Consider the following 15,762-nt stretch of genomic DNA (forward strand, 5'->3'; position numbering starts at 1 on the left):
AGATGTGTATAAGAGACAGAGGTTATTCTCAACAACAACTTTATCTGACGTGGAGTCTGGCCACGAACACAGCTTTCCCCTGTGCTTTCCGTCAGTTAGGGACGGTTTTTCCTGTCGCACTTCCCGGACCGTAACTTTTTGCCCCGACGCGCCTTTTCAGCACCGGACACGCTACCGCCCCGGTGAGTATCACCGCGCTCAGCAGCCAGCACATGGCTTTTCTTGTCCGCTTCATTCCGCTTTCCCTGCGTCAGCCAGACCGGTATTTTAACAGCATGTTCTCCACTGTCATTACCGGTTTTCATTGCGGCGGGAACCGGGTCACAGCTCGCCTGTGGCACGGTGAACCGTCTGCCGGGCGCGGGCTGGCGAAGCCCGCAGCGCTGGACAGCGCTCTGAAGCGCCGAACCTGGAGGGAACGCAGGGGTTTGCATGACCACGCCACACCGGGCGGGCAGCGGAAGCTGGCGAGGCGGGAAGGAGCAAGGAGGAACGACTGCGACCCGCCGCAGACAGACGCAGCCGGGCGGGCATGAAGCCTTTTAAGCGGAGGCCGTCAGGCCGACAGCTGCTTTGGGGTTGCTTACAGACGATGCACAAGTTTGCGCCGCCAGGGATGGCGGCCCCACCCCGCCCGGGAACGCGGGGGCGCACGACATAATGTGTATTATGCGATACGAGCCGCAGGACGCGGCGAAGAAGAGCAGGGAAGCAGGCGGCGAGCTTCGCATAATACCCGCACATTATGTTTAATGGCCGGGCAGCGGCCACGCCTGAACGACTATATTGTGCGTGGCCCGGGCTGCTGCACGGTCATTTACCCCCGCGCACACGGTACGCGATGAAGGCAGGGAGCCGCACGGACGCGGCGCTCTGCCGCACAGCGAACAACCCGGCTCACAGAGGGCTTACGGGCTTTCCGGCGATACCGGCGGCCAGCAACGGGCTGTGTGGATCAGCGTCACTATCCAGATGATACCGGCCTCTTCATCCGTCTCGTACACAAGCCGGTAATGCTCATGCGGTATCAGCTCTCGCGTACCGGCTATTTTCCCCGCTACACCCATCAGCGGATGCTCCGCCAGCCTGGCTGCTGCTTCGTTGAACCGTTCATCCAGTTCCATCGCAGCCAGCGGATTTTGTTCTGCCAGGTAATCCCATATTGCCGTACGGTTGTTGAGCGCTTCCTGCGCCCAGAGTACCTTCATGCTTTCCCCGTCAGTTTCGCACGACGCGCGGCGAACTGCGCTTCAACCTCTTCATTGCTCACAACGTTACCTGCCCGTATGTCCTGGCGCCCTCGCTCCACTTTCTGCGCCAGGTAAGCATCGTAAGCCCGGCTCTCGGTCTGGCGCCGGATGTAGTCCCGCATCAGCTCGCGTATCACCTGCGAGGCTGGCCTGTCACTGGCTTTCGCTGCGGCGATAAAGTCTTCCCGCAGCGAGCTTTCCAGCTTCATCGTGAACACCGCTTCTTTAGGCATGGTTCTTTCTCTCATTCCGCTTAAGTACTGACTAAGTATATACTTTATCATTACCTTTACGCCATATTGTCTGGTTTCTCGCTGTCCCCCTGCTCTGCCGGATGCGTCGAACTGTGTACCGCCTGCAACGCCCGGATACTGACCTGGGTATATATCTGCGTACTCTCAACACTGCGATGCCCCAGCATCGCCTGTATCCATCTGAGGTCCGCGCCGTTCTCCAGCATCTGCGTGGCCATCGCATGCCGGAACAGGTGGCAACTGCCTTTGTCGATACCCGCCGCTCTCAGGTAAGGCACCACCGCCTGAGTGATACCGTTCACCGTTAACCCCGCCACGCCGTCCATGGCCAGGAACAGCGCCTTACACTCCGGTACGGCGAGGATTTCCGGGCGAACATGCACGATATAGCGATTCAGCCACCACAGCGCCCGCTCGCCCACCGGCACGATACGGTCTTCGTGTCCTTTGCCCTGCACGATGGTCAGTATGCGCCGCGAGAAGTCCGCGCTGTATATCTCAAGCCCTGTCACCTCGCCGCGACGGATGCCCGTTGACCACAGCAGCTCCAGCAGCGCCCGGTCGCGGATACCCTGAAGCGTCGTCAGGTCGCACTGGCTCACGATGTCCTCCACCTGCTCCACGCTCAGTATCGTGAGCGGCAGGCGTTTCTCCAGCTTCGGCAGCTCCAGGTCAGCGGCGGGATTCGCCAGTATCAGCCCCTGTTTCGCCATCCACGAGAACCACACCTGAAGCGGCTGTAGCGTGGTGCGCTGCGTCCGGCTGCTCAGTGCTTCACCGTTTGCCTTGCGGTACTGGTACAGATGCCGCTGGTAACGCTCCAGTACCGGCCTTGTCACCTCAGCCGCATACCGGATGCCCCGCTCTGCCGCCCACAGGATAAAACGGTAGCTGTGGTGCGTCTGTACCTTTAGGGTGGTTTCCGACCAGTTGCGCTCCCGCCGCCATTTCACGAAGCGCAGCAGCAGGCAGTAGAGGCTTTTCGGATGGGTGGCCGGACCGACCGGCTGACGGTAGACGTCATCCACGGCTAACAGGCGGTTTGCAGCGGGTTTACGGTTGGACGGCGGTCTGCGGTAAGTCATGGTGACACTCCATTGTCAGGACTGACGGCTAAGATGAAGGGATTTGTGATAACGAGGGCAAAGGCGGCTGCATCATTTTCTTTTTTACCTCTATTACTGCATTTTGCTCAGCCCCGACCGCTTCACCCTGTAAGCCTTCTGTTGCCTGGCCTGATGCCGCTTTTACGCTGCCCGACTGGTCCCCGACCGCCTCCCGACCAGTACCCGACCATTCAGCCTCAGACCCCGACCGGAACGCGCCGCCTTCGTTATCCGTCGCGGCGGCTTCTGCTTCGGCCACGTCCAGCAGGCCGCACAGATGCGCCTCTTCACCGCTCCCGCCGTCCCACAGCAGCGCATATTCATACGTTAAGCCGCGCCGGTGCAGCGTCAGGTATTCCATTTCCAGCAGACGGGCCAGATGGATTTTCAGCTGCGTGTCGCCCCAGCCCAGCGCCGCCCTTACCTCGCGCCGGGTGAAGTGCAGCTCGCCCGGCTTCAGCGCCTGTTGCTGCGCCGCGTCCTGCACCCATTCTTTCAGCAGCACCAGTAACTTCCTCGTCTGCGGCGGCATCTCATCCAGCGTCCGCCCTAACACCTCATGCGCCAGCCGGTTGGCAAGCGCGATATCCGACGGCTGCACCTCGATATACTCAATGACCTGTCCGCGATGCTCTGCCCGCCTGACCTCCCGCTGATGCTGGTGCAGCAGCGCCACCGCCTGTATCAGCGTCAGGTACTTCATATGGTCGCGGCGGGTGCGGGTTTTGTCCGACAGGAACGTCAGCCGCTCTGCATGCGGGTTCACCACTTTCAGCGGGCGTAACAGCCGCTGGGCGTTCTGGTGTAAGCGGGTCAGGTAACTTTTTTCACTGACCGCCAGCAGGCCCGCCAGCGTCTGCGCCTTACGCTGAGCCGCGTGTATCGCCTGCGTCTGCTCCCGCGACTCGTTCACCGTCAGCACCAGGCAGCGGTTGAGCAGCTCTTCATCCACGTCTGACGCGGTGGTGGTCAGCATCAGCATCACCGGTCCCTTCACGCTGTACTCCCGCGTCACCAGTTCACCGCTGGACTCGTCCTTGCCGGTTGACGCTATCTTCAGCTCCCCGTCCGACTGCAACAGCTTCAGCGCATACGCCGCCTGGCGCACGCCTTCCTCCTCGGCTATCGCCAGGATTTTGTGCTGTAACGACGTTTCCCCCAGGTAGTACAGGCTCTGCCCGGTCATCGCGCTGTACTGCACCCGCTCTTCTTCCGGGATAAGCCCCAGCACCGCGTCCATCAGCGACGACTTACCCGCTGCCGAAGAAGACTGGATTAGCACCGCCAGCGGCTTATCCAGCTTGCGCGAGGTGGCGGCCAGATAGCCGGTCAGCAGGTTGGCCGACTCGCCAACCACGCCACACGATGCGAGGTCAGCCACGATGCGCTCTGCCAGTTCGGGGGATTTCAGCAGCGCAAGGGCTGCGGCTTCATCCTCACCGGATACCGTGACCACCCCGCAAGTCTGCTCTGCCTCCGCCGTCCGGCGCTGTTCGTCCTGCTGCTGTTCCAGTGCCAGCAGCACCCGCCCGCATTCCCGCTTTATCACCGCGAGTTCACACGCCAGCTCGCTGGCCGCCGTGCTCACATAGCCCTGACGCTGCTTCGCGTGATACATGTCGAACGTATCAACATGGAACGCGCCGGTAGTCTCGTCCAGCACCTGCACGTTCACTTTCATTACCTCAGCCAGCGTATTCTTCTGCCAGCCACGCACCCGCCACACGCGCGGACCGGAACGTAAGAACAGTTCACCGGAAGGTGTGGTTTCGCAGGCGATGGCGGCGGTTACAGCAGGCTGATGCGCTGCCTGTGAAGCCGGGAAGGCGGCTGAAGAAGGGATGTTTTCATTGCGGGAAGCACCGGTTTCTGAAGCAGCACCGGCACCGCTGCCGGACGTTGCCGGTACAGCCGCCTGAACGGACGCAGACATCCTGACCGACTGCTCCAGCGCCAGGCTCAGCGCGGATTCAGGATTGCCGCTTTTCACCGCGTAAGCATTGGCATCCAGCCCCTGCGGGAAGCGCACCCGCCAGGCATCGATCCCGGCGCTGTGCAGTTGTGCGGCCACCGTTTCAGCACCCCGATCCCCGGCCTCGTCCCGATCGAAGGCGATCAGCACCCGCTTTGCGCCATGATACTGCAACGCTGCCAGATGGGACGTGGTGAAGCCGTTCACACCGTAAGCCGCGATGACGTTACGGAACCCGGCGCACCAGAAGGTCATGGCATCGATAAGCGCTTCACAGAGGATCACTTCTGACGACGCTTTCAGGGCGTCTTCATTCCACACCCCGGCCAGCGGCGAGGGAAGATACAGATGTTTTGCCGATCCCTTTTTTATCTGATAATCCGGCATGGTGCGCCGCCCGTAGAGCTGCAACACCCGGCCACGCGAGGCCGGATCGTAACTCTCTGACCAGCCCGTGACCGGCACCGTCAGGCAGCCACGGAAGTGATCCTGACGGGTTGATTCACGCACCACGCCGAGCCGGGTTAACCGCTGACGCAGCGACTTTCCTTCTTTCGAGTGCGGCGAGGGTAAAGCGCCGGCGATACCATGCGGCCCGGCGAACCCCAGCGTAAAGTGGCTGACCAGTTCGGGATGATTCAGGCCGCGTTTCTCCAGCCAGGCAAGCGCATCGGGCGAAGACAGCAGATTCTGGTGATACCAGTCGGTGACCTGACTCAGCAGCGCCTGGCCGTCGTCGTCCAGGTCGGTGAGGGTCTGACGGGCAGGCGGCGAAGAAGGAACGGCAGCAGCTGAAAAAGAACCGGAACCGGCGAACGCACGCAGCCGCAGCACCGCCTTTGGCAGGGAGAAGCCTTCCGTTTTCATCATCCAGTCAACCACCGATCCCGCCGCCCCGCAGCCGAAGCAGTGGTACAGGTTTTTCTCCGGCGAGATAACGCAGGACGGGGTTTTCTCCTGATGGAACGGACACAGCAGCGCAAGGTCACGCCCCTGTTTACGCAACTGATGCCCCTGCGATGCAGCCAGTGCGGCCAGGGATATGCTGCGCTTTAACTCGTCCAGTTCCTTTTGTGGGATGCGGGGCATATCACGGACTCCTGTCAAAATCACGTCAATAGACACTTGTGTAGATTATATTATCTATATAATATGTGATTAGCAACAGGCAGCTAAAAAGGAGTACGTACAATGAACCCTATTGAGTCATTGTGTGCAGGTATGGATATGTCAGCATTTGCAGAGCGTCTTCGCCTGTTGCGCGAAGCCCGCAGCCTCAGCCAGGTCCGGCTGGCGGAACTTCTTGGCGTGGACCCCCGCGCCTATAACCGCTGGGAGAAAGGCGCAACCGCACCTCATCTGGATACGGTGATTAAGATTGCCGATGTGTTGCAGGTGACGCTGGATGAACTGGTTGGCCGTAAGGCCATTTCGGAAGAGGTGAAGATCCACAACCATACGCTACATAATCTGTGGCAGAAGGCGGATATGTTGCCGGACTCCGATCAGCAGGCATTGATTGCCGTGCTGGACAGTTTTGTCAAAAAGTCGATGGTAGAGCAGGCTATTGGATTCAACAGTAACAAGCGTTAACTGAGCGCGGCAGAAGTGAGTTCGCACCTCATTCCTGCCGCTGACCACAAAAACTATTGGAGGTAGTTATTATGGCTGCGCAACATCATAAGTCAGAACAGGTTTCAACCAAAGCCCGGCGTTATACCGTGGGTTATATCCGCGATTCGAGGAAGTTTGAGCCTTCTCCGTCCATTACGTTAAAGGGCCACTGGATGGCAGATTTTGGCTTCAGTACCGGGCAGAAGATCGAGGTGATCCCGGAGACAGGGCGGCTGATCATCAGGCTGGCGGATGAAGGATAACTGACCGGTGTATAAAGTAAAACCCCAGCCGCAAGGGCTGGGATTTCTAGCTAACCTACTGCTTCAAAAAAACTATCTATTTCTTCTTGCGATAACTTGTCCAAAAATAAATTAACGATGTTTCTTCCATCGTCCATTCCCAGATAAAAATTATCACTACACCTTATCCAACTAGCCACATTTTTATTATCACCGATTACTAATAACATAGACTCCAAGGATATAATCACTTGAATTCCAAGACTAAAATCATCAACAAAACGCTGACTAAAATCATCATTCCCTGAGTGCTTCCATAGGTCTGTATTAATAACCGGAAGTCCATGCGTACTGTTTAAAAAATTTACTGACAGGGAGTCTATTTTATGGATTGAGTCTGGTTCTATCATTACTAATGTTATAGACGATAAAAATCCATTCTCTGGTAACACAGCCAGTTCAAGCAGGCTTTTATTACCGTTTCCGACCCGCCAATATAAAGGAGGAAGCTTTTTAGAATCAAGGATTTTTATATCAACAGGAACGTAACCATCAATAGTAATGGCTACACTTCCTGGTTCATTAATAATGTTTTCTACAGTTAATCTCATTATTTATACAACGCATGTTTTAATACTGGGTAAGGGTCTGTAGGTCGTTGGCTAAATACTAATTCCCAGCGCCCAATCTGCATTTTTTCGTTAAACTTAAGTCCCTGCGAAGATGCATCTTTAACAGCGCTCTGGAGACTAGTCAACATGGCCTGACTTCCTTCGGTTGTACTGTGAGACAACCCATTTCGTGTTAAATATTCGCCCATATGTTTAGTTGCATTTGGGTTCACCCAAACAGTTTGCCCATTAACATTTAATTCAAAAGACTTTGGAATGGACGTTCCGGGTATTGCAGGTTGAGTTGCCTTAATCGAATCAAAAACTGTTCCTGTTTTAACTATATCGGCACCAGCTTTTGCCGCCGCTGATTCAGCCTTACCCACAACCTTCGCAACCACCTTCTCCGTCAGGACCGCGCCACCTTTCACCACCCCGGCACCGCCTGCAAGCAGGCTGGCTATATCAGTGACCAGCTTGCCGCCTTCAACACCCGCATTAAACGAGCCACTGGCCCCGGCTTTCTGGTACTCCGCTTCCATCCGGTCAATGCGGTCTATATAGGACTGCTTCACCGCATCCGACACGTTACCCAGCACATCGCCGCTGTTAAACAGCGTCTTCAGTGCTTCGTAAGTTTCGACCGGATTACTGGCCGTTTTAACGATGCTGTCAACGGCGTCATACAGCCCTGCCGGCACCCCGGCCGCCATACCCGCCGCGAAGCTACCGTCCTGCCCGAGGTCAATCGCCGTCCATTTCGCCTGAGTCTGGGCTTTACAGGCAACATTCTTACATTCTGCCAGCTCTTCTTTCTTCTGCGCCTGCTGTTTCTGGCTCAGATAGTTATTCTCAACGGTCGTTTTCCCGGCCTGCGCCGCTGCCACCACATCTGCCGTGCCGTTCCCGGTCAACCCGCCCGCCAGACCCGCCGCCAGCGTGGCCAGCGCGCTGACCGTCTGCTTCTCGGTCTCAGACAGTTCGCTCACCGGTTTACCGTAAGCATTCAGGGCGATCATCCCGGCCATTTCAGCCGTGGCTGCACCCGCTGCGCCGACCAGCGCATTATTGCCCTGGGCCGCTGCCAATGCCGCATTGACCGCCGCGTGAGCCAGCACCTTCCCAGCATCATCCAGTCCGCTGCTGCCGATAACGTTCGCGATATACGGTGCGGAACCTCCGGCCAGTGCTTTTGCCAGGTCGCCACCTGCCAGACCCTGCACCGCCGCGGTCGCCGCCTGGATACCCTGCTGGAGGGCGCTGCCGGTGCCGAACTTCTGCATTTCTGCTTTGTATTCCGGTGAGTTGCGCAGTTTATCCAGATACGCCGCACGCTCTTTTTCAGTGGCATTTTCCTTCAGCGGCCCGAGCTTCTCTTTCGCCGCATTCAGTCCGTTAATATCACCCTGCGTCCTGGCGATATCCCCGACCTGAATCCCGATCTCCCCTATCAGCTGCGCCTCCCTCAGCCGGTTCTGCTCTTTTTCGAGATCGAAGATGGGACTCAGCGTCTGGTTCGCATGCTCAACATCACGGCTCAGCTGGACTACATCCTGTTGCTGCTTATCCCGGTCACGGACGGAGATGGTCCCTTCCGACACCGCCGATTTCGTGGTCGAGCTATCACTGCCCGAGCCGTTCACCCCGACCAGCAGCCCGGTAGCCAGGTTACTGACCAGCTGATTGCCGATATTGCCCAACACGCCGCCGTCGGGGACGCCACTACCGCTGCTGACGCTCACGCTCTGATGCTCAACCTTGTAGTCAGCTTTATTTATAATATCGCTGAACCCCAGTGTGCCAGTATCCAGTTTATTCTTATTCGCGGCTGCCGTCGACCCGATAACCGCACCGTTGAGCTGGGTATGCTCACCCACGGTGACAGCAAAGCCGCCGCTGCCGGCAAAGATGCCCGTCTGCTCCTGCACGCTCTCGAAACGACTGTGCATCTTATCCTGGCTCAGATTCACCGAACCATTGCCGCCATTCATGCTGACGCTGCCGCCCGCGCTGGCATTCTGCTGCTTCGCGTCATAAACATCTTTGTCCTGCTCGCTGGTCAGCGTCAGGTTACGACCAACCTCCAGCATCACCTTTTCACCGCCAATCTGGGCACCGGTCAGGGTGGTGTCGCGGCCACTGTTAAGGGTCAGTTTATTTCCAGCGTTCACGGTGGTTTCAGTCTGCGAGCTGCCGTTACCGGTCTCACTGCCTTTACCTTTATTAACGCTGGCATTCAGCGACAGGCCGTTCGCGCCCTGACCGAAATTGATGCCGACACCGACTGAGCCGCCTTTGCTCTCATTTTTTCCCGTAAGCGTATGGCTGTCCTGAGCTGAGATAAGGTTAACGTCCCGCGCGGCGCTCAGGCTGGCATGATTACTGGCCTGCAGCTGACTGCCCTGCACGTTGATATCCGTCCCGGTCGCGTTGATGCTCAGATTATTGCCTGCGGTCAGCGTACTACCCTGATTATGGGTCTGCGTCGCGGTCAGGGTAGATTTGGATGACTGACTGCCATAAGAGAGATTAACGCCAATGACGCTGCCTTCGCTACTGCCTGCCCCGGCCAGCTGTGCACCCTGGTAAGCCTGGGCGCCCGTCAGCGCGGCTTTTATGCCATTCAGGGCAGCCAGCCTGTCGTGACTCTCGTTACTGGTTTCGTTAACGGTCGTCACCGCCGAATTAATGGCGCTGCCGACGGTGCCGGAGAGCGCCAGCGTCAGGCCGCTCTGTTTCTGTTCCACTGTGCGGGTCTGGCTGCTCTGCTTTTCAACCGCCAGGATATTCACTTCTTTACCGGTCAGGCTCAGATCTTTCCCTGCCAGCACGTCAGATCCCTTCACCGTCAGGGCGTTGCCTGCAGTCAGGCTGACATTGCCCTGCGTACTGCCCACGGTGCTGCCCAGGCTGCTTTCCGTCACTGACCCGTCGCGGATTTTCAGTGAGCTGCTGCCGACCGTAAAGCCAATGCCACCGGTGCCCGACAGGCCGCTTTTCTTCTCTGTATGCAGATGATTTTCCCGACGGGTCTCATCAGCCGTGGTGAGGGCCAGATCGTGACCTGCCACCAGCGACACATCCTGAGTGGCCACTACGTTGCTGCCACTCAGGTTCAGGTCGTGTCCCGCCTCCAGTGTTACATGGTCGCCGCCGAAGCTGCTGCCAACGGCGCGCTGACTCTGCACCTCATCATGGGTGGTGACAGATTTTTTCGACAGCATACCGCTGCTGGTCTGATGGCTGTTTTCGGTGAGGTGGTAAGAGGCATTACCGCTGGTGACCGTTATGTCATTGTCCGCCACCACGCTCAGGCCGGATTTTGCATTAACCGTGGCTGCCCGGGCGTTAAAATCATGACCTGCCGACAACACAATATCGCCATTGCCGGTAATCTGGCTGCCGACCTCCGTGCTCTGCGTCAGGCTGCGGTCATTGCCTTTGCCCCAGCTACCGCTTTCGCTGTGGGTGGTGGTCAGGGTCGTCAGGTTGAGATTGTTACCGGCAACAATCTGCATCAGGCTGCCTTCGCCACTGTTACTGATGTGCGTCGCGTTCAGGTTAATATTATTCATCGCCTGCAGGCTGAGTGTACCGCTGTCGTTCTACACGTAAATAACCGCCGGACGATCAAATGTGATGTTGCCCGTACTGCCGGCTGCCGTGCTGATGCTGTTAATATCGCGGCCTGCTGTGGCGCTCAGGCTGCTGCCAGCCCGCACTGTTCCGCCAATATTGTCGATATCAGTGCGCGCCCGCAAAGCGACGTTATCACCGCCAATAAAGCCGCTATTCAGTAAGTTATCAGCCGACAGCTGCGCGGTCTCGCGGCCATAAAGAAGGCCACTGTTGGTCAGATCGCTATTGACGTTCAGGGAGAGGTTATTTCCTGCCAGCAGCGCACCACTGCCGTCAAGGTCGCCGGATTTTAACCGGGCGTAAAGCTGCGGCACCAGCACCTCCTGGGTGCTGCCGTCTGCCAGAGTGACAGACTGCTTCACCAGCCATACCATGTCGCTGGTGAGCTGCGCCATCTGCTGTGCTGTGAGTGCCACGCCGATTTTCAGGCCGAATGCTTTACCAAAGGTAATACCGGCATCCATCAGCGCCTGGAACTGTGCTTCATCACTGCTGTGACCGCTCAGGTAGCGGCTCCCCGTCAGGGCGACCACCTGCTGGCGGATCAGTTGCTGCTCGTAAAAGCCATCGCCCAGGCGCTTCAGGGTATTATTCGGATCCTGAGTGAACCAGGTTTGCATATAATCACTGCCCAGCCACCGCTTCTTATCGGTAAAGCGGGGATCGGTTTCGATCAGGAAGGGCACATCGTTACCGGGGATCTGCTGATAAAGGCTGTTATCCGGGAGCGTCAGGTCGGGTACGATGGTTCTGATAAGGGTATCGTCGCTGTCTGGCTGAACGATTTCGACCAGCTGCCCCGGAGGGGGATTCAGGGGGATCTGGCCCGTATCAGCAGTGATATCACCGGCGTGGATGACGGTGATATCACTGCCTGAATTATCACGCTCAGCAACGGGCCTTTTACCCGGGCCGATGGCGGTGTTGCCCTGCCATGCCATAGTGTGCAGATCGACGGTCTGAAAAATGGCGTCAGGACGGTAGTTGCTGCGATCCCTGCCCTGCGAAGTGCTTGTTCCCCCCATGCCACTGCCTGACTTTTTGGCATACCAGCGGGTCTGCGTACCAATATCGGTGATTACCCGTTTGCCTGTGGTCGCGATGTTGTTTAACTCGCCAATGATCCCGCCAAGCAGGCCACCGGCAACGATGCGGCTGTCGTGGTTATTCACCCGGTCGCTGTTAAGGGTCAGATTGCCGCCGGCAATAAGCTGCCCGGGGTCGCTCTCCTTCACCCGGGTTTCGGTAATGGTGCGCTGGTACTGATATTCGTAGAAATCATTGTCGCGCGTACCGTCGGGCATAATGGCGTCCCGCACGCCGTATTTATTCTTATAGCTGAGATCGATATCGGCCCAGTCAAACCGATTGATAGATCCTTTCAGGACGCCTTCATGATGTGAGGAGTGTTCAACCTCCACCACCTCGGTGACCAGGTGATCATTGATATTGTTAATTTCACGGATATCGAGCGTAATATCCCCAACAGCTTCCAGCGTGGCGCTGTGATTGTTGAATGCTCCCCCCCTGCCGCTGGCCCGCCAGCTGGCATTCAGCGTGCCGCCGACGGCAATATCCCCTGCGCTGTAGATCACTCCATGATCGGCATTGTTAACCTCACCTGCGCCGATATCCAGCCGCTCGCGGGCAGCAATGGTGGCGGCCCGACCATTTTCAGCCCGGTTGTTCAGCGTAGCGCTTTGCAGCGCAACACGATGGCCATAAATGCGCCCGCTGCCGGTGTTGCTCAGGATGGAGGCGGTGACGTGCGTCAGTCCGCCGTCAAGCAGGCCCCGATTCGTTACGGCACCGGCGATCAGCAGATGATTTTCTCCGGCGCTGATTTCTGCCACCTCCTGATTATCCAGTTCTGTGGCATGCAGCGTCAGTACGCCACCGGCACGGATCAGCGACTGGTTCACCAGCGTGCTGCCCAGGGTAAAATTCATATCACCGTTGGTGGTCAGCTCACCCTGATTGAAAAAGGCCTGCTGTAAATCCAGCGTCATCCCGTCCTGAGATGCTACCCGACCATCGCCGCTCAGTGCGTTCGCGGTCAGGCTGAGCACGCCACCGCCCGTCAGCGTGCCTGCGGTATTGATCAGGGTCAGAGACTGGCCGCCGTCAATGTTCAGCCGGGAGGCCGATGAGATCAGGCCGCCGCTGTTATTCAGCGCGTGGCTGCTGGCAATATCAAGCCGATCGTTCGCCCTGATGGCGCCCGCCAGGTTGTCTGTTGAAGCGCTGGTAATCGTTACCCTCTGCCCCTCAATGCCGGTGTCCCCGCTGAGGGTATTGCGGTTGGAAAGCATCGCCGTCGTCAGCGACAGGCTCCTGCCACTGCGGATCAGCCCTGACGTGTTGTCTATTCCCGCGTCTGCCGTGTTGATCTGCGCATTACCCGCTGCCTGCAGCTGCCCACCAGTATTCGACAGCATCCCGGTGTCAAGCTGCATATCCCCGGCCGAGGCAACCATCCCGCCGTGGTTATCCAGCTGCTTATACAGGGTATTGAGCTTCAGCGTACCCGTGCTGATTAACTGCCCTGATGCGTTAAGCAGTGCGCCCGTCAGCAGCGTCAGCGTCTCACCCGCGCTGAACACGCCGCGGGTATTGGTCAGTATGTTACCCCCTGTATTCAGATCCAGACGGGTGCGCGCCTGCACGCGACCAGAATGATTATTCACGGCGTGCGTTACCAGTTTCAGACCCGCGTCGCTTGTCAGCGTACCCTGCTGGTTGCTCAGGCGCCATCCGGTCAGTGACGCATCGCCGCCTGCGGCAATAAACCCGGCAGTATTATCAATATTGCCGCTGCTGACAATCATGGAGCCGCGACTGAGAATGCCGCCGTTGCTGCCGCTGTCGCGGTTGATGAGGTCGCCCGCTAACGCTACCGTCATCTCTGCGCCAGACTGGAGCAGGCCGCCCGCGTTGTTTAAACCCGAGCTGTGCAGCGACAGGCTGCCTGCCGCTGCCATGCTACCCTGCTGGTTGTCGAGCAACGACTGCGTCTCAATCCGTATCGCGCCACGCTGTGCGGCGATCAGATGCCCCTGCTGGTTATTCAGGCTTCCTGCGTTCAGCAGCAGATTACCGTTTGTCGCCATGCTGCCCTGCTGATTGTCCAGCCGCGCGTTAACCGTCACGGAGAGATCGCCGCGGCCGGTCTGCACCATGTTACCGCCACGATGGGAAAGCGAATCTGCCGTTATCGACAGCTGATTAGCCTCAACCCTTGCCTCATCCAGTACCAGTTGACTGGCACCCAGATTCAGACGTCCCTGCGTATTTAGCCTGCCCCGGGTACTGTTTACGTCGGTACTGCTGATAGTCAGATCGCCCGTACCATAGTGCTGCAGGGTTCCGTGCTGATTACTGAATGAGGAGGTGTTTAACGTCAGGTTCAGGCCGTTGCTGGCAATAATCCCGTCCGAATTGTTCAGGCCACCGGTAAAGGAGAGGTGCAGATCGTCAGTTCCGAGCTGCTGTAACCGTCCCTGCTGATTTGAGAAGGTGCTGGCGCTGAGATTGAACGCATCCGCCGAGAGGATGCCGCCATGGTTATTGATGGCTGTCCGGGCTGAGGCGGTAATCTGCTGCGCGGCCGTCAGGGAGGCATTTGAGGTGGTGAGGCTGCCGGAACGGGCCTGCAACGCCATGTTACGGCCCGTTGTCAGGCTACCGCTGAGGTCAAGCGTGGTCCCCGTTGCCGTAAGCTGGCCTGCTGCAAAAGCCTGCCCGTGGACCCTCAGTTCCCCCAGGCTACTGAGCGTTAAATTCCCGGCCGTTCCCGGCCTGCCATCGCTGTTGATCCCGGCGGCCAGCACGGCGCCTGCATGACTGACCAGTGACGCCGCATTGAGCGTGGAGTGATTACTGGCGGCGATAATTCCGCTGTTGTTCAGTGTGCCACTGGCTGTGACATCCGTACTGGCTGCCGCGTAAATCCTGCCGCTATTGTCCATCTGCCCCTGCGACGTAAGCCGCAGGTTTTGTGAAGCATTGATGCTGCCGCTGTTGCCTATTCTGCCATCGGCATTGATCACCACATCACCGGCGGCAGTACCAATATGACCGGCATTGTGAACGCCCACGCCCTTTTCAGTGCCCGTCAGGCGGATTTTGTTGGCATACATGCCGCCCAGCGCCGCGACGTCAATGGCCAGAGCAGGGGCCAGACTGTCATCAGCAGCTTTGGCCGTGACCCGATGATGATCCGCATCCACAAGGTTACGACCGGCAGTGACGTTCAGCTCCCTGGCCCAGATCCCGGCATTGATCTTAACCGCACGGGCAATCAGATCGGTTTTATCCTGTCGGCTGCTGTCCATTCCTGCGCCCCGAACCACGATTTCACCGTTACTCACATCAAAACCCGCGATCAGCCCCTGGTTCATCTGTACGCTGCCGGTGGTCAGGGTGGCACGATGCGCGTTGATAAAGCCGCAGCCGTTACAGGTAATACCGGCGGGGTTGGCAATGACGACCTGGGCTTTTTGACCAGCAACTTCAATCATGCCGTTCAACTGGCTGGCGTTGCGCGCGTTTACTTCATTGAGAATGACGCGGGCTTCCCCCCTGGCCAGCATGCCGTTGCCAGCCACCATGCCTGCCAGCTGGGTCTGCGTGTTAGCGTGGCTGTTGTTCAGCACCACGCCTTTGCTGTCAATGTCAAACTGGCTGTAGATATTACGGGATACGCCGCCGCTGCCCGGGGTCTGAATATTGACCTGGGGCGTGCCATTTGCCGTATTGATGATGGTGGGCTGTTGGTGACCTGGCGCCTGTACGTCCGCCACGACAGCCGCGCCGGAGGCAAGGCTGACGCATCCCAGCGCGACCAGCAGCGCAAACTGCAGCGCAGAAAGTCTGCACATCCGGCGTTGTATCGGTCTCAGCCCCTGAGAAGATGGGGGGGACCCGCGAGCTGACGTCGCGGTCTCGGACACCACCATCAGCATACCACGGGCTTTATTGAAAATGACTCTGTAGAGATTTTTGTTCATGGCGATCCTTGCCAGTATCTTCTTGACTGTCCCTGTCCTGTCACTCTGAATAGCCCATTTCGATT

The 15,762-nt window shown here is 57.9% G+C and carries 10 protein-coding genes; 2 read left to right on the plus strand and 8 right to left on the minus strand.

Annotated features, from left to right (window positions below):
* Window positions 1-91: 91 nt before the first annotated feature.
* From ACLRGG_RS04810 to ACLRGG_RS04830, 5 genes are all read right to left on the minus strand, one after another.
* Window positions 92-235 (minus strand): hypothetical protein, encoded by a 144-nt coding sequence (locus ACLRGG_RS04810; protein ID WP_416248676.1) that lies wholly within the window; start codon window positions 233-235, stop codon window positions 92-94.
* A 673-nt stretch (window positions 236-908) separates the two neighbouring features.
* Complete coding sequence (locus ACLRGG_RS04815; RefSeq protein WP_416248677.1) at window positions 909-1,208, minus strand: type II toxin-antitoxin system RelE/ParE family toxin; 300 nt, start codon at window positions 1,206-1,208, stop codon at window positions 909-911.
* Window positions 1,205-1,483: an antitoxin of toxin-antitoxin stability system gene (locus ACLRGG_RS04820; protein ID WP_416248678.1), complete on the minus strand. Its 279-nt coding sequence runs from the start codon at window positions 1,481-1,483 to the stop codon at window positions 1,205-1,207. Before ACLRGG_RS04820 ends, ACLRGG_RS04815 begins: the two co-directional genes overlap by 4 nt.
* A 56-nt stretch (window positions 1,484-1,539) precedes the next feature.
* Entirely contained in the window at window positions 1,540-2,589 is a 1,050-nt protein-coding gene (xerC, locus tag ACLRGG_RS04825; protein ID WP_416248679.1) for a site-specific tyrosine recombinase XerC, read from the minus strand.
* Window positions 2,590-2,617: 28 nt separating this feature from the next.
* Complete coding sequence (locus ACLRGG_RS04830) at window positions 2,618-5,671, minus strand: CHC2 zinc finger domain-containing protein (RefSeq protein ID WP_416248680.1); 3,054 nt, start codon at window positions 5,669-5,671, stop codon at window positions 2,618-2,620.
* Window positions 5,672-5,809: 138 nt separating this feature from the next.
* Here ACLRGG_RS04830 and ACLRGG_RS04835 point away from each other — a divergent pair, with 138 nt between their 5' ends.
* Window positions 5,810-6,175, plus strand: coding sequence for a helix-turn-helix domain-containing protein (locus tag ACLRGG_RS04835; protein WP_416248681.1), 366 nt, complete (start codon window positions 5,810-5,812; stop codon window positions 6,173-6,175).
* A gap of 71 nt (window positions 6,176-6,246) precedes the next feature.
* Window positions 6,247-6,459 (plus strand): SymE family type I addiction module toxin, encoded by a 213-nt coding sequence (locus ACLRGG_RS04840; protein WP_416248682.1) that lies wholly within the window; start codon window positions 6,247-6,249, stop codon window positions 6,457-6,459.
* A gap of 50 nt (window positions 6,460-6,509) precedes the next feature.
* On the opposite strand, the gene ACLRGG_RS04845 is transcribed toward ACLRGG_RS04840, so the two are convergent.
* Genes ACLRGG_RS04845 through ACLRGG_RS21425 form a run of 3 tightly spaced genes read right to left on the minus strand, consistent with a single transcriptional unit; the run spans window position 6,510 to window position 15,697 of the window.
* Complete coding sequence (locus tag ACLRGG_RS04845; protein ID WP_416248683.1) at window positions 6,510-7,049, minus strand: hypothetical protein; 540 nt, start codon at window positions 7,047-7,049, stop codon at window positions 6,510-6,512.
* Window positions 7,049-10,624, minus strand: coding sequence for a hemagglutinin repeat-containing protein (locus ACLRGG_RS04850; RefSeq protein WP_503369224.1), 3,576 nt, complete (start codon window positions 10,622-10,624; stop codon window positions 7,049-7,051). The genes ACLRGG_RS04845 and ACLRGG_RS04850 overlap by 1 nt, the downstream gene beginning before the upstream one ends.
* Window positions 10,625-10,654: 30 nt before the next feature.
* Window positions 10,655-15,697 carry a two-partner secretion domain-containing protein gene (locus ACLRGG_RS21425; protein ID WP_503369223.1) on the minus strand — a complete coding sequence of 1,681 codons (5,043 nt, stop codon included), beginning with the start codon at window positions 15,695-15,697 and terminating at the stop codon, window positions 10,655-10,657.
* Window positions 15,698-15,762 lie beyond the last annotated feature (65 nt).

This window comes from Erwinia sp. PPS120 (assembly GCF_047918655.1).
In the GTDB taxonomy this organism is placed as follows: domain Bacteria; phylum Pseudomonadota; class Gammaproteobacteria; order Enterobacterales; family Enterobacteriaceae; genus Erwinia; species Erwinia tasmaniensis_A.

What these genes read in the sequence shown, in the direction of transcription:
- ACLRGG_RS04820 (WP_416248678.1), bottom strand. Translation starts at nt 1,483, where the DNA reads ATGCCTAAAGAAGCGGTGTTCACGATGAAGCTGGAAAGCTCGCTGCGG.
- ACLRGG_RS04810 (WP_416248676.1), bottom strand. Translation starts at nt 235, where the DNA reads ATGAAGCGGACAAGAAAAGCCATGTGCTGGCTGCTGAGCGCGGTGATA.
- ACLRGG_RS21425 (WP_503369223.1), bottom strand. Translation starts at nt 15,697, where the DNA reads ATGAACAAAAATCTCTACAGAGTCATTTTCAATAAAGCCCGTGGTATG.
- xerC (WP_416248679.1), bottom strand. Translation starts at nt 2,589, where the DNA reads ATGACTTACCGCAGACCGCCGTCCAACCGTAAACCCGCTGCAAACCGC.
- ACLRGG_RS04840 (WP_416248682.1), top strand. Translation starts at nt 6,247, where the DNA reads ATGGCTGCGCAACATCATAAGTCAGAACAGGTTTCAACCAAAGCCCGG.
- ACLRGG_RS04835 (WP_416248681.1), top strand. Translation starts at nt 5,810, where the DNA reads ATGTCAGCATTTGCAGAGCGTCTTCGCCTGTTGCGCGAAGCCCGCAGC.
- ACLRGG_RS04850 (WP_503369224.1), bottom strand. Translation starts at nt 10,624, where the DNA reads ATGAATAATATTAACCTGAACGCGACGCACATCAGTAACAGTGGCGAA.
- ACLRGG_RS04815 (WP_416248677.1), bottom strand. Translation starts at nt 1,208, where the DNA reads ATGAAGGTACTCTGGGCGCAGGAAGCGCTCAACAACCGTACGGCAATA.
- ACLRGG_RS04830 (WP_416248680.1), bottom strand. Translation starts at nt 5,671, where the DNA reads ATGCCCCGCATCCCACAAAAGGAACTGGACGAGTTAAAGCGCAGCATA.
- ACLRGG_RS04845 (WP_416248683.1), bottom strand. Translation starts at nt 7,049, where the DNA reads ATGAGATTAACTGTAGAAAACATTATTAATGAACCAGGAAGTGTAGCC.